Genomic DNA, 12,126 nt, shown 5'->3' on the forward strand with positions numbered 1-12,126 from the left:
TGCTCAGCCGATCTTCACTGTCTTCTGCACGGTGGTCTGGTCGATGTCGGAGGTACGGACGGTCACGTCGATGCGCCATTCGCCGGCGAGCGGCAGCTGGACACCGGAGGCGGTCCAGTGCCCGGGGGCGGCCTGGTCGGGGACGAGCGGCAGGGGGCCGATGTCCTTCGCCGGGAGGGTGAAGGCGACCTTGATCTCGGGGAGGTCGAAGGGCTTGCCGTCGCCGGAGTCGGCCCAGAGGTGCAAGGTGTTGGCGCCGACCCGGCCCGGGTCGAGCTCAAGCCGGACGGACCCCTTGCCGTTCTGGCCGCCGGTGTCGAACGGCAGGGTGATCTTGACGGCGCGGTCGGGGACCGCGGTGGCGCCGGCACTGCCGCGGCCGGCCTCCTGCTCCACGGTGCGCCCGGGCTCGGTGCTGGTGAGCACCGTGGTGACGGCGAGCAGGATCACGGCGATGCCCGCTTCGGCGAGGACGGAGCGGCGCAGGCCGGCACGGTTGGGGTCGGCGTCACGGACCTGCTTCTCGCGTGCGCTCTCACGAGCGGCAAGCTGCCGGGCGAGCTGGGCGGCGCGTTCCGGGTCCGCCGGGACGGTGACGGGCTCTGTTTCACGTGAAACATCGGAGCCGTCCACGTCGTCGGAGCCTGTTTCACGTGAAACATCGTCCGGCCCGGCCACCTCCGCAGGGGCGGCCACGGGCGCCTCGGGGGCATCGGCGAGTCGCGCGGTCCACTTCCGGGACAGGTAGGCGACGCCGAGGAGGACGGCGACCAGGCCCACCTTCACGAGCAACAGCTGTCCGTAGTCGGTGCCGGTGAGGGCGGACCAGCTGCCCAGCTGGCGCCAGGACTGGTAGACGCCGGTGACGGCGAGGACCAGGACGCTGACGAAGGCGACCGTGGAGAAGCGCCGGACGGCCGCGCGCTCCATTCCCGGGACCTTGTGGAGTGCGACGAGCAGTGCGGCGAGACCGCCGAGCCAGGTGGCGACGGCCAGCAGGTGCAGGATGTCGGCCGGCATGGCGATACCGGGCTGGATCCCGGTGGAGGCGTGCTCTGAGAGGGCCCAGGTGGCGGCGATCCCGCCGGCGACGACGGCGCCGCCAAGGGCCAGGCCGAAGGTAAGGTCGTTGGTGGCCCTGGCCTCCTCGTGAGCCTCCTGCTCGTGCGCCTCCTCGTTGTGTGCCTCCTCGTCGTGCGCCTCCTCCTCGTGCCCCTCAGACGCGAGCGCCTTCTCCTCGGGTCCGGCACCCTGCACCCGGCGCGCGTAGACGCCGAAGAGGACCGCGACGAAGAGGGCGGCGGCACCCAGCAGGAGCAGCCGCGAGACGAGCGAGGCGCCGGTCTTCGTCTCCAGGACGGCTCGGAGCCCGTCGAGGTCGAACGCGTCGGCGAACTTCCCGGAGCCCGTGTACGGGGTCCGGAGCACCAGCATCACGAGGGTGGCCGTGGTGAGGGTGACCCAGGCGCGCACGACCAGCTTCTGGAGTGGCCGTTCGGCGGCCCCCCGGCGCCAGCACAGCAGGATGAAGGCGGCGCCGCCCACGAGGACGGTGAAGCCGGCGTAGGCGGCGTAGCGGGCGATCCCGTACGCGATGCCGACGGGTCCGCCGCCCGCCTGCGTGGCGGGCAGCGTGACATCGGTGGCCGAGGGCGCGCCGATGGAGAAGGTGAAGGCGCCGGAGATCGGATGACTGTCGGCCGAGACGGCCTGCCAGGCGACGGTGTAGGTGCCGTCGGGCAGGCCGGTGTGCAGGGCGGTCCCGTAGCGGACGGTGTTCCCGCTGCACATGTCGCGCAGCTCGCCGGTGTCGACCCGCCGGCCCTGGGGGTCGAGGACGCGGATGGAGTCGTCGCCCAGTGCGACCTGCTCCGAGAAGGAGAGCGTCACCTGGGCGGGTGCCGTGGCGACCACCGCCCCGTCCTTGGGGTCGCTCGCGGTGAGTGCGGCGTGCGCCGTGGCCGGTGAGGCCGCGGTGAACAGGGCTGCCAGCAGAGCTGCGAGGACCAGCGCGAGCCGTGGCAGCAATGCCGTGGCACGGACGCGGGCCGTGGAGGGGGCGGGGGCGGTGGCCGTCATGGCGTGTCAGTTCCTCGGTCCGTCAGTGGGCTTTGCCAGCCGTGGATTTCGGATTCTTCGCGTCGTACGTTCGTTCCTTCACGTCCAGCTCGACCTTGACGGGGCCCGCCTTCTCGAAGCGGAGCTCGACGGTGACCTTGTCCCCGACGTTCGGCGTGTTCTTGAGCCCCATGAACATGATGTGGTTGCCGCCGCGCTCCAGCCGGAGCTCGCCGTTCGCCGGCACGTCCATCGCCTGGACCTGCTGCATCTTCTGGTCCTTGGTCTCGTGGATCTGGAGATCGCCGGAGAGCGGGGAGGTGGCGCCGGTGAGCTTGTCGGCGGTCTCGGTGTTGTTCTTGATGACCATGAAGGCGCCGGCCATCTTGTCGTTCACGGGCTGGGGCATGAACGCGCCGCTGACCGCCACCTTCGGCGCGCTGTCGCCGGAGCAACCGGACAGGGCGAGTGCCGCCGTCAGGGAGAGGGCGGCGGCGAGGGTGCGGGTGGTGCGGGCGTTCACGGGGTCTCTCCCTTGACGAGCTTCGGCAGGTCCTTGGTGTAGTCGTCGACGGTGGTGCCCTCGCCGTAGAGGACGTAGCCCTCGTCGGTCTTGGGTGAGAACGCGATGACCTGGGCGCCGTGCATGGAGACGACGTCGCCGTTGGCATCCTTCGTGGCTGCCTCTATACCGATGCCGAGCGTGCGCGCCGCGGCCTGGATGGCGGCGAAGTCCCCGGTGAGTCCGATGAAGGACGGGTCCTGCGCCTTGAGCCACGAGTCGAGGGACTCGGGAGTGTCCCGTTCGGGGTCTGTGGTGACGAAGACGACCCGGAGGTTGTCCTGGTCGGCCTTGGGGAGCGCCTTCTTGGCCACGGCGATGTTGCTCATCGTCAGGGGGCACACGTCGGGGCAGTGGGTGTAGCCGAAGTAGATCAGCGTCGGCTGGCCCTTGGTCTGCTCACGCAGGTTCCACGGCTTGCCGGTGGTGTCCGTGAGGACGAGCTCCGGCTTGTTGAAGGGGCGGTCCAGGACGGTCGCGGCCTTGGCGTTGTTCTGGCCGCCGGCGATCTGGGTGACCGAGCCGGGCTTGGCGGACTCACCGCCGCAGGCGGTGAGGGTGAGTGCGGCCGCTGCGAGGAGAGCGGCGGCCGCCACACGTGTGGTGCGCATGGAGAGGAGTCCCTGGGATCGGGGATGGTTCGGATGTGGAGCGGTGGCGCGCACGGGCGCCGGAAGGTCAGACGGAGCGGCGACGCGAGGCGACGCCGAAGGCGACCCCGCCGAGTCCGATGACGATGCCGGCGACGCCGAGGACGCGCGCGGTGGTGTCGGAGCCGTGCTCGGCGGTGGCCTCGTCGTGCCCGTGCCCGGCGTCCTTCTCGGCGTTCTTCGCCTCGTCGGCCTTGGCGTCGCTGTGGTGGTCGTCGCCCTTCGCGGCGATCAGCTTCAGGACGGGAGCCGGGTTCTGCGGTTCCGCGGCACCTTCCTTGGCCTCCTCGATCCAGCGGACGACCTCGCCGTTGTCATAGGTCTGGATGGACTTGAAGACCATCTGGTCGGCGCTCTCGGGCAGCTTGCCGACGGAGACCGGGAACTGCTGGAACTTGCCGGGCTCGATCTTGCCGCCGGACCAGGTCACCTTGGTGACGACCTCGTTGACCTGCTTGCCGTGCACGGTCAGCGGCTTGTCGAGCTTGGTCTTCTCGACGTTGGACGTCCAGCCGGGGATGTCCTGCGGCATGACGGACGTGAGCGGCTGGTCGACCGGGAAGTTGACCTCGAGCTGAGTGGTCGAAGCGTTGTCGCGCTCGTTCGGGACCTTGAAGTTGAGTGTCGCGTAGCCACCCTTGGCGGCCTCTCCGACGGGCTGCACGCCGACGTGCGCGAAGGCGGTACCGGACAGGACGAGGACGGAGCCGGCGGCGAGGGCGGCGGCGAAGGAGATGCGAGAGGTCTTCATGGCAGAAACACTCCACGGAAGCAGTGGTGACGGTGGCTCCGCGCACGGGCGCGCACGGAGTTCGCGGCACCGGTGCTCCCACCGTGTGTCCCGGGGAGGAGGGTGCCGCGTCAGGCTGCGAGGGCGAGGGCCATGGGCGGCCCGCGCCTGATCACCGTGTCCTGGAGTGCCTCCCGGCCGGTGTGGGCAGCCGGGTCGGACCCGGTGCGCAGGGCCCCCGGGAGCCGCGCGGGCGCGCCCGGAAGGCCGGCGCCGAGGGCCCGTACGAAGGCCAGCGCGGCGCGCAGCGGGCGTACCGGGGCGGCGGCTTCGGCGGAGAGCCGGGACAGTTCCACGAGGCGGAAGAGCGCGGCGTCGCCACGGCCGAGCAACCAGCCGGCGGCGAGCGCGGCGAGCAGGTGGCCGAGCAGCATGGCGGGGCTGAACAGGCCCGTCGCGGGCGCCGTGATGGCGGCCTGGGCCACGTGCGCGTGGGCGCTGTGCCCCTGGGCGGCGACCTGTCCGGCCGTGGCGACCTGTCCGGCCTGTTGGGCCAGGGTGGCCGGGTCCAGGCCCGCGGCCTCCAGGATCTGCCGGGCGTCGGCCTGGCTGAGCGGTACGGAGTTGCCCCCGCAGACCAGCCGGGCGGCGAGCGCCGCGAGCGAGCTGTCGGAGGCGCCGGCCGGTGCCTGCGCGGCCACGGTGCTGTGCTGGCCGAGGCCGAACAGCGCGTGCAGGGCCAGTTGTCCGGTGGCGAGCCCGGCGGCGATGCCGGGCAGGGTGCGACGGTGGCCGGCGAGCGCGGCCGCGACCGCGAAGACGGCGAGGAAGCCGATGCACAGGGACCACCAGGGCACGGTGGCGCAGGACGCCAGGGCGTGCCCGGCCGCGGACAGCACGACGCAGACCGCGGTGAACACCGCGGCCCGGATGAGCCGGAGGCCGGCTCCGGCGTGCGTCGCGTGGGGGTCAGACATGGCCGGGCCATCATCGCACTGCGCTCAGGGCGTCCATACGGCAGGTCCGGAAGGTCCACATGGTCCCCTCTGCGCAGACCGTCCGGCCACGGCCCCGGGCGGGCGCACGCCTTCCGGCCGCATACACCGCTCCCCGGGAGAGCCGCATCGGCCGAACGAGGGCAATGGGGCCCCGGACGGCCGCAGGGCGCTTACGGTCTCCCTCGGGCGGCAATAGGTAACCGTATGAGCATCTGGTGGTCTCTCCACTTGAGGCGCGAAGCCGCGAGCGTGCCGCTCGCCAGGCGATTGCTGCTGGGGACTATGGAGACCGCGGGGGTGGACCCGGACATCTCCTTCGACCTCTCGGTGGCGCTGAGCGAGGCGTGTGCGAACGCCGTGGAGCACGGCGGGGGCGGTGACCTTCCGGAGGAGACCGCGGCGTACCACGTCACGGCCTACCTGGACGGGGACCGCTGCCGCATCGAGGTGACCGATTCCGGTCCGGGGTTCCCGCCCGCGACGGAGCCCCACCGTAGACCCTCCCTCGCCGAGCACGGCCGGGGCCTCGGCCTGATCGCCGAACTCGCCGATCACGTCCGTTTCCGCAACCGGCCGGGCCGCGGCGCGGTGGTGAGCTTCGACAAGATGCTGAAGTGGCGCGACGACGCGCTGCTGAAGGTGTCCTAGACACGGTGATGGGCGGGACCCCGTGAGGGATCCCGCCCACCGAAGAGCACCGGCGCAGGCGTCAGCCCTTGAGGCGCGCCATCCAGGCCTCGACCTCGGCCGAGGCGCGGGGCAGCCCGGCCGACAGGTTCCGGTTGCCGTCCTCCGTGACGAGGATGTCGTCCTCGATCCGGACACCGATGCCGCGGTACTCCTCCGGCACGGTCAGGTCGTCGGCCTGGAAGTAGAGACCCGGCTCGACGGTGAGGCACATGCCCGGCTCCAGCGTGCCGTCGACGTACGCCTCGGTGCGCGCGGCGGCGCAGTCGTGGACGTCCATGCCGAGCATGTGGCCGGTGCCGTGCAGGGTCCAGCGGCGCTGCAGGCCCAGCTCCAGGACGCGCTCGACCGGGCCCTCCAGCAGACCCCACTCGACGAGCTTCTCGGCCAGCACGTGCTGGGAGGCGTCGTGGAAGTCGCGGAACTTCGCCCCCGGCTTCACCGCGGCGATGCCGGCTTCCTGGGACGCGTAGACCGCGTCGTAGATCTTGCGCTGGATGTCGGTGTACGTGCCGTTGATCGGCAGCGTGCGCGTGACGTCGGCGGTGTAGAGGGAGTGCGTCTCCACACCGGCGTCGAGCAGCAGCAGGTCGCCGGAACGGACGTCGCCGTCGTTGCGGACCCAGTGCAGGGTGCAGGCGTGCGGGCCGGCGGCGCAGATGGAGCCGTAGCCGACGTCGTTGCCCTCGACGCGGGCGCGCAGGAAGAAGGTGCCCTCGATGTAGCGCTCGGACGTGGCCTCGGCCTTGTCCAGGACCTTCACGACGTCCTCGAAACCGCGGACGGTGGAGTCGACGGCCTTCTGCAGCTCGCCGATCTCGAAGGCGTCCTTCACGGCGCGGGCCTCGGAGAGGTAGACGCGCAGCTCCTCGTCGCGCTCCTTGGTCACCTTGTCGGTGAGGGCGGACTCGATCACGGAGTCGTGGCCGCGGACGCACCGGACCGGGCCCTCGGCCTCGGTCAGGGCCTCAGCGAGCTCGCGCACGTCACTGGCGGGAATGCCCAGGAGCTGCTCGGCCTCGGTGAGGGAGTGGCGGCGGCCGACCCACAGCTCGCCCTGGCCGGACAGCCAGAACTCGCCGTTCTCCCGGTCGGAGCGCGGCAGCAGGTAGACGGTGGCGTTGTGCCCGGCCGCCCCGGTGGGCTCCAGGACCAGGACGCCGTTCTCGGTCTGGTCACCGGTGAGGTACGCGTACTCGGTCGAGGCGCGGAAGGGGTACTCGGTGTCGTTCGAGCGGGTCTTCAGCCGGCCGGCGGGGATGACGAGGCGCTCGCCGGGGAAACGCGCGGACAGCGCGGCGCGGCGGTCGGCGGTGTGCCCGGCCTGGGCGATGGGCTCCAGTCCGTGCAGCTCGGTGTCGGCCCAGCCGGTGCGCATGCTCTCGGCGAGTTCGTCGCTGACGCCCGGGTACAGACCGTTCTTGCGCTGCTTGTGCGTCTTCTTGGGCTGCTCTTCTTCCGGGGTCTCCGGGGTGAGCTCGTCAGCCACGTCTTCTCCTCAGCTACGACGGTACGGACCTGGGTGTGGACCGCATCCATCGTATGCGTGTGCGGGGAGAGCCGGTCCGTATCGTGCCGTCCGTCACGATACGGACCGCGGTCCACGGTCCGGCCGGACGTGAGGCGTCCACCCGGAGCGGCCCACTCCCCACGGCTCACTCGAAACGGGCGGCGAGCAGCACGATGTCCTCGGGGGCGTCGGCCGGCTCCCCGTCGGGCAGTACGGTCCGCAGGATGTGCTCGCACAGGGCCGCCGGGTCCTGCCGGGCGCCGCGGGGCACGCCCGCGGCCGCCGCGTGCAGCCGCGCGTAGGCCCGGTCCATCGGGTCTCCGGTGTGGCGCAGCAGCCCGTCGGTGAAGAGCAGCACCGTTTCTCCGGGTGCGGGTTCGATCTCCACGCTCGGTGCCTCCCAGCAGGACAGCATGCCCAGCGGAGCGGAGAGCGAGGTCTCCACGTACTCGGTGCGGCGCTCGCCGATGAGGAGCGGCGGGGTGTGCCCGGCGCCGGCCAGGATGAGCTTGTGGCCCTGGCCGTCGGAGTGCGGGCCCCCGGCCGGTTCGCAGTAGGCGAAGAGCGCGGTGGCCGAGCGCGCCGGCTCCGTGAGGCGCAGCAGCAGTTCCAGGTCGGACAGGACCGCCACCGGGTCCTCGCCCTCCATGACGGCGTAGGCCCGTAGTGACGCGCGCAGCCTCCCCATGGCGGCGACGGCGCTCGGCCCTGATCCCGTGACGGAGCCGACGGCCAGGCCGAGGGCGCCCTCGGGCAGCGGCAGGGCGTCGTACCAGTCGCCCCCGCCGCGCGGACCCGTGTGGTGGCGGGCCGCGAGCTGCACCCCGGGGATCCGGGGGAGCCGGCTGGGCAGCAGTTCCTCGGCGACGGTCGCCAGGCGCGAGCGGGAGCGCTCCACCTCCAGCATCCGGGCCAGGTGCTCGGCGGCGTGCCGGACGTACAACCCGGCGAGGTCGCGCTGGCGGTCGCTCGGCTCGGCCTGCTCGTCGTAGAGCCAGACGGCGGCGCCGAGCCGGCCGGTGGCCTCGGCGGTCAGCGGGAGCGCGTAGCTGGCGGCGTAGCCGAGGCGGGCCGCGACCTCGCGGTGCCGGGGGTCGACGGGGGCGGCGAAGCCGCCCGTGCCGGGGGGCTCACCCGGTTCGGGGAGGACCTCGGAGCCGCCGTGGGCGTCGGGCAGTCCGTCGAGGATCCGGCCGTACGAGGTCGCGCTGCGCGGCACGGTCTCGATGTGGCCGAGTTCGGCGTGGCCGAGACCGAGGCCGATCGTGCTGGTGGGGCCGAGCCCGTCGGAGGGCTCCAGGACGATCAGCCCGCGGCGCGCGCCGACCAGTGCGGCTCCGGCGCGCAGGAACTCGTGGAGGGAGGTGTCGAGGTCACAGGTGCGGGCCAGCCGCTCGGTGAGCTCGTGCAGGGTGGTGAGATCCGAGACCATGCCGGCCAGCCGGTCCTGGATGACGCTGCTTGGGCCGGGCGGCGGGGCCGGTGCGGGGGTGGTGCGGGCGGGTGTGGGCGCCGCAGTGTGCGGTGACGCGGTAACGGCTGGATCGATTCCAGCCACTTTCGGCAGATGCGGGGCGCTCATGGCGTCCGCCTTTCCACCTGGTGCGATTCGCCATATAGCATCGCAAACCCCCAGATCGTGCTGCGCCGCCATCAAGGAATCCACATCTACACGCAGACGTGGATGCATGTCCAGCATTGCCCAGGTGGGAATCCTGGTGTCCGTGGGACGGCAACTCACGGTCGAGCCAAGGCTAGAACTTGGCCGGAAAAAGCTGGAAGCGGTCGGTTTTTGAGGTCGACTGGGCGGGCGCCGCAGGGGGCTCGGGTACGTATTCGGTGGCGCCCTGGGCGAGTTGGTGCCGCCGGGAACCGATGGGAACCGCCCGGCACGGGCCGTCGTCCTTAGCGGCGGCAGCTGGTCTCGGCCGCCGGCGCGGGTCGCGCTCCGCCCCCGCCGGACGTTTGATGGACCCGTAAGAAAACTGCACGAACCGTGTGCACCTGCTTCTGGCGGACAGTGACGCGAAACCTGTACGTGTGGTGAGACACCGGTTACATGGTGTGATGTGGCCCTCGGCGTTCAACGGAAAGGAACGAGCGCTCATGCGCGAGATCCTCGGAAGGCGTCTCCAGCGGCTCCGCGATCGCTTTCAATCCCTGCGCCCCGATACGGGACAGAGCGGCACCGCGTCCGCTCTCCTCGACGCGGCGCTCGTCTGCGCCACCACATGGCAGTGGCCCCTCCTGCCCGGTGTCGGCCGGTCTGCCACCGACGGCTCGCGGTGCGCCTGCCCCGATCCCGACTGCGTCGTCCCCGGCGCCCACCCCTTCGACCCCGGACTGCTCGCCGCCACCACCGATCCCCGGATGGTGGCCTGGTGGTGGACCAACCGGCCTACCGCCCCCGTTCTGATGGCCACCGGCGGGACCGCCCCGTGTGCGGTGAGCCTGCCGGCCGGCGCGGCCGCACGGGCCCTCGTACGCCTGGACGCGCAGGGCATGCGCCTCGGCCCTGTCGTGGCCACCCCCACCCGCTGGTCGCTCCTGGTGGCGCCGTATTCGCTGGAGCGGCTCGGCGAACTCCTCTACGCGAAGGACCACGTGCCCTCCTCGCTGCGCTTCCACGGCGAGGGCGGCTACCTGTTGCTGCCGCCGTCCGCCGCGTCCAGTGGTGGCCAGGTGCGCTGGGAACGGGAGCCGCAGCCTCAGCCCCAGTCCCAGTCCCAGTCCCGGCAGCGGAAGCAGCAACAACGGCAGGCGCAGCGGCAGTCACCGGTGGAAGCCGAGCCGCAGGGCGCGGTGAACCTCTGGCTGCCCGAGGTCGAGGCGGTCGTGGACGCGCTCGTCGAGGCGAGCAGTGGCGCACCCGGCGGCGGCAGCAGGCTCGCGTACTGACCCGCAGGGCGTCTGCGGATCACTCGTACGGGTGCCAGCGGGACGAGTTTCGCGGGGAATTGGGCGCGGGGATCTCCGTGCCCCATTCCCGCGTCGCTATCTTCGGCGAATGAATCTCCGCCTGATCGGTATCGGTGCCGGTGTGCTGATCATCTTGTCGCTCCCGCTCGCCGGAGCGATCGCCGGGCCGGATTTTGCCGGTCAGGACGACGGAAAGGGCGGCGGCCTGTTCTCGACGCTTGGACTTTCGGACTCTCCCCGCACCTCCCCGACGGCCGCCTCACGGCCGGCGAGAGGGACGGTGGAGCCCGGGAAGCCGGGTCCGGCCGAGCAGCCCCGTACCGATTCCAGCTGCGGTCCCGAAGTGTCCTCGCCGCACGGCGTGGAGGCGCAGACCTGTGTGCTGGTGGGCGAAGGCCGTACGTGGGGCCGGAGTTACTACAGGAACACGAGTGGTCGCGCGCTGGATGCCGTGCTGACGATGATGGGTCCGGCCGGGCGCACGGTGCAGATCCGGTGCGCGGTCGGCGCGGGCGACGAGCCGGGCCTGTGCGAGACGCCCAAGGAGGACTCTGTCGGAGCCCCGGACAGTTACTCGGCCGTAGCGGAGTTTGCAGTTCCGGATGATGAAGGGGAGCTGCTGCTGCGGTCCGGGAGCAACTCGTCCGTACCGGGTGACGGTTGAGTACCGCCGGAAAAGGAAGGGCCCGGTCGCTGGCGACGGGGGATGCACCAGCGACCGGGCTACAAGAACGGTAACAAGAGATCGCCTGTTCGCAAATTCGATCTCTGATATTCAGACACCGATTTGCAGACGATTACCGGGAGTTGTGACTCCGGTCACCGGCTCCCCGCGTGCGCGCGATCAGCTGAGGGTCACCTGGCGGTTGGTGAGTCCGCCGCGTGCCCGGCGCTCGTCCGTGGTCAGCGGGGCGTCCGTGGCCAGAGCCCCGGCCAGCCGCTCCGCGAACTCCGCCGCGGGCTTCTCGACGTCGTCGGCCGTGACTCCGGTGGGCAGGTCCCAGACGGGGACCATGAGGCCGTGCGCACGGAAGGAACCGACGAGCTTCGTGCCCTCGCCGAGCGAGGACGTGCCGGCCGCGTGCAGCCGCGCGAGGGCGTCGAGCAGCTTCTCCTCGGGGTGCGGCATGACCCAGCGCAGGTGGTTCTTGTCCGGGGTCTCGCACCAGTAGGCCGCGTCCACGCCGGTCAGCTTGACGGTGGGAATGGCGGCCGCGTTGGCGCGCTCCAGTGAGGCGGCGATCTCCGGGGAGGCGCTCAGCGCGCTCTCGGATTCCGGAATCCAGAATTCGAAGCCGCTGTGCACAACCGGCTCGAAACCGCCGTCCGTGTCCAGGAGATCCTGAAGTCGGGGACCCTCGGCGGGAACCCGGCGGGCAGCGACCGGAGTGCCGGGCTCCGCTACGAGCGCGCGTTCCAGGGTGTCGGCCATGTCGCGGCCGAGGTCCCCGCTGGACGACTCGTTCTGCAGGCCGAGGAGGACGGACCCGTCCTCGCGGCGCAGCGCCGGCCAGGCCATGGGCAGTACGGTCACCAGGGTGACGGAGGGGACGCCCTCGGGCAGACCGCCCTTGAGGGTCAGCGGAACGGTGGCGGCGGGCACCAGCTCGCGGAGCGCTACCCAGTCGCACTCGCCCGGCAGGCCCTCGAACGGGCGGCGCACGTGCTCGGTGACGGCGTGTGCGGCGGCCGCGCCGTGGCAGGCCTTGTAGCGGCGCCCGGATCCGCAGGGGCAGGGCTCGCGCGCGCCCACAACGGGGATCTCACCGTTGTTGAGCTGCGGCTTTGCAGTCTTGGCTGCGGGGCGCTTCTTGGCCATCGTGCGTGTCTCCCGGTTGCGGCGGTACGGCGTCGTGTCTGGGCGCGAGCCTAGCCGTTCGTACCGCCGGAACCGGTGGGGTGCGGCCGGGAGCACGGTCGGCGTGCGCTCCCGGACGGCCGCCTGTACGGATGACCGGTACTGCTGTTCTGTTTGCTGCGTCTTTCGCTGTGCTGTCGTTGTGCTCTTCGCG

The 12,126-nt window shown here is 71.5% G+C and carries 11 protein-coding genes; 3 read left to right on the forward strand and 8 right to left on the reverse strand.

What is annotated here, in order from left to right:
• Positions 1-3 precede the first annotated feature (3 nt).
• From IF88_RS0105465 to IF88_RS0105485, 5 genes are all read right to left on the reverse strand, one after another.
• Entirely contained in the window at positions 4-2,079 is a 2,076-nt protein-coding gene (locus tag IF88_RS0105465) for a copper resistance CopC/CopD family protein (protein ID WP_030707828.1), read from the reverse strand.
• Between the two features lie 22 nt (positions 2,080-2,101).
• Positions 2,102-2,581: a copper chaperone PCu(A)C gene (locus IF88_RS0105470; RefSeq protein ID WP_030707830.1), complete on the reverse strand. Its 480-nt coding sequence runs from the start codon at positions 2,579-2,581 to the stop codon at positions 2,102-2,104.
• On the reverse strand, positions 2,578-3,231 hold the full coding sequence (locus tag IF88_RS0105475) for an SCO family protein (RefSeq protein ID WP_030707832.1): 654 nt from the start codon (positions 3,229-3,231) through the stop codon (positions 2,578-2,580). The genes IF88_RS0105470 and IF88_RS0105475 overlap by 4 nt, the downstream gene beginning before the upstream one ends.
• 67 nt (positions 3,232-3,298) lie before the next feature.
• On the reverse strand, positions 3,299-4,021 hold the full coding sequence (locus IF88_RS0105480) for a YcnI family protein (protein ID WP_030707833.1): 723 nt from the start codon (positions 4,019-4,021) through the stop codon (positions 3,299-3,301).
• Positions 4,022-4,131: 110 nt separating this feature from the next.
• Positions 4,132-4,977, reverse strand: a complete 846-nt coding sequence (locus IF88_RS0105485) for a hypothetical protein (protein ID WP_030707835.1) — start codon at positions 4,975-4,977, stop codon at positions 4,132-4,134.
• Positions 4,978-5,202: 225 nt separating this feature from the next.
• Here IF88_RS0105485 and IF88_RS0105490 point away from each other — a divergent pair, with 225 nt between their 5' ends.
• Entirely contained in the window at positions 5,203-5,646 is a 444-nt protein-coding gene (locus tag IF88_RS0105490) for an ATP-binding protein (protein ID WP_030707837.1), read from the forward strand.
• A 61-nt stretch (positions 5,647-5,707) separates the two neighbouring features.
• Here the strand turns inward: IF88_RS0105490 and IF88_RS0105495 are convergent, their stop codons facing one another.
• Both IF88_RS0105495 and IF88_RS0105500 read right to left on the reverse strand, forming a co-directional pair.
• The gene (locus IF88_RS0105495; protein WP_030707844.1) at positions 5,708-7,174 is read right to left on the reverse strand and encodes an aminopeptidase P family protein; all 1,467 of its coding nucleotides are present in this window, start codon (positions 7,172-7,174) and stop codon (positions 5,708-5,710) included.
• Between the two features lie 166 nt (positions 7,175-7,340).
• Positions 7,341-8,894, reverse strand: coding sequence for a PP2C family protein-serine/threonine phosphatase (locus IF88_RS0105500; RefSeq protein ID WP_078892732.1), 1,554 nt, complete (start codon positions 8,892-8,894; stop codon positions 7,341-7,343).
• 407 nt (positions 8,895-9,301) lie between these two features.
• Between IF88_RS0105500 and IF88_RS0105505 the strand changes: the two genes are divergently transcribed.
• Positions 9,302-10,093, forward strand: a complete 792-nt coding sequence (locus tag IF88_RS0105505; protein ID WP_030707848.1) for a bifunctional DNA primase/polymerase — start codon at positions 9,302-9,304, stop codon at positions 10,091-10,093.
• A gap of 109 nt (positions 10,094-10,202) precedes the next feature.
• Positions 10,203-10,778 (forward strand): hypothetical protein, encoded by a 576-nt coding sequence (locus tag IF88_RS0105510; RefSeq protein WP_030707850.1) that lies wholly within the window; start codon positions 10,203-10,205, stop codon positions 10,776-10,778.
• Between the two features lie 180 nt (positions 10,779-10,958).
• On the opposite strand, the gene IF88_RS0105515 is transcribed toward IF88_RS0105510, so the two are convergent.
• Complete coding sequence (locus tag IF88_RS0105515; RefSeq protein WP_030707852.1) at positions 10,959-11,933, reverse strand: DUF5926 family protein; 975 nt, start codon at positions 11,931-11,933, stop codon at positions 10,959-10,961.
• Positions 11,934-12,126: the final 193 nt, after the last annotated feature.

Origin of the sequence: Streptomyces sp. NRRL F-2580 (genome assembly GCF_000720115.1) — a bacterium.
Lineage (GTDB): Bacteria > Actinomycetota > Actinomycetes > Streptomycetales > Streptomycetaceae > Streptomyces.

Excerpts from the sequence above, each read along its gene's own strand:
- IF88_RS0105480 (WP_030707833.1), bottom strand. The coding sequence starts at position 4,021 with ATGAAGACCTCTCGCATCTCCTTCGCCGCCGCCCTCGCCGCCGGCTCC.
- IF88_RS0105515 (WP_030707852.1), bottom strand. The coding sequence starts at position 11,933 with ATGGCCAAGAAGCGCCCCGCAGCCAAGACTGCAAAGCCGCAGCTCAAC.
- IF88_RS0105505 (WP_030707848.1), top strand. The coding sequence starts at position 9,302 with ATGCGCGAGATCCTCGGAAGGCGTCTCCAGCGGCTCCGCGATCGCTTT.
- IF88_RS0105465 (WP_030707828.1), bottom strand. The coding sequence starts at position 2,079 with ATGACGGCCACCGCCCCCGCCCCCTCCACGGCCCGCGTCCGTGCCACG.
- IF88_RS0105485 (WP_030707835.1), bottom strand. The coding sequence starts at position 4,977 with ATGTCTGACCCCCACGCGACGCACGCCGGAGCCGGCCTCCGGCTCATC.
- IF88_RS0105500 (WP_078892732.1), bottom strand. The coding sequence starts at position 8,894 with ATGCTGGACATGCATCCACGTCTGCGTGTAGATGTGGATTCCTTGATG.
- IF88_RS0105490 (WP_030707837.1), top strand. The coding sequence starts at position 5,203 with ATGAGCATCTGGTGGTCTCTCCACTTGAGGCGCGAAGCCGCGAGCGTG.
- IF88_RS0105475 (WP_030707832.1), bottom strand. The coding sequence starts at position 3,231 with ATGCGCACCACACGTGTGGCGGCCGCCGCTCTCCTCGCAGCGGCCGCA.
- IF88_RS0105510 (WP_030707850.1), top strand. The coding sequence starts at position 10,203 with ATGAATCTCCGCCTGATCGGTATCGGTGCCGGTGTGCTGATCATCTTG.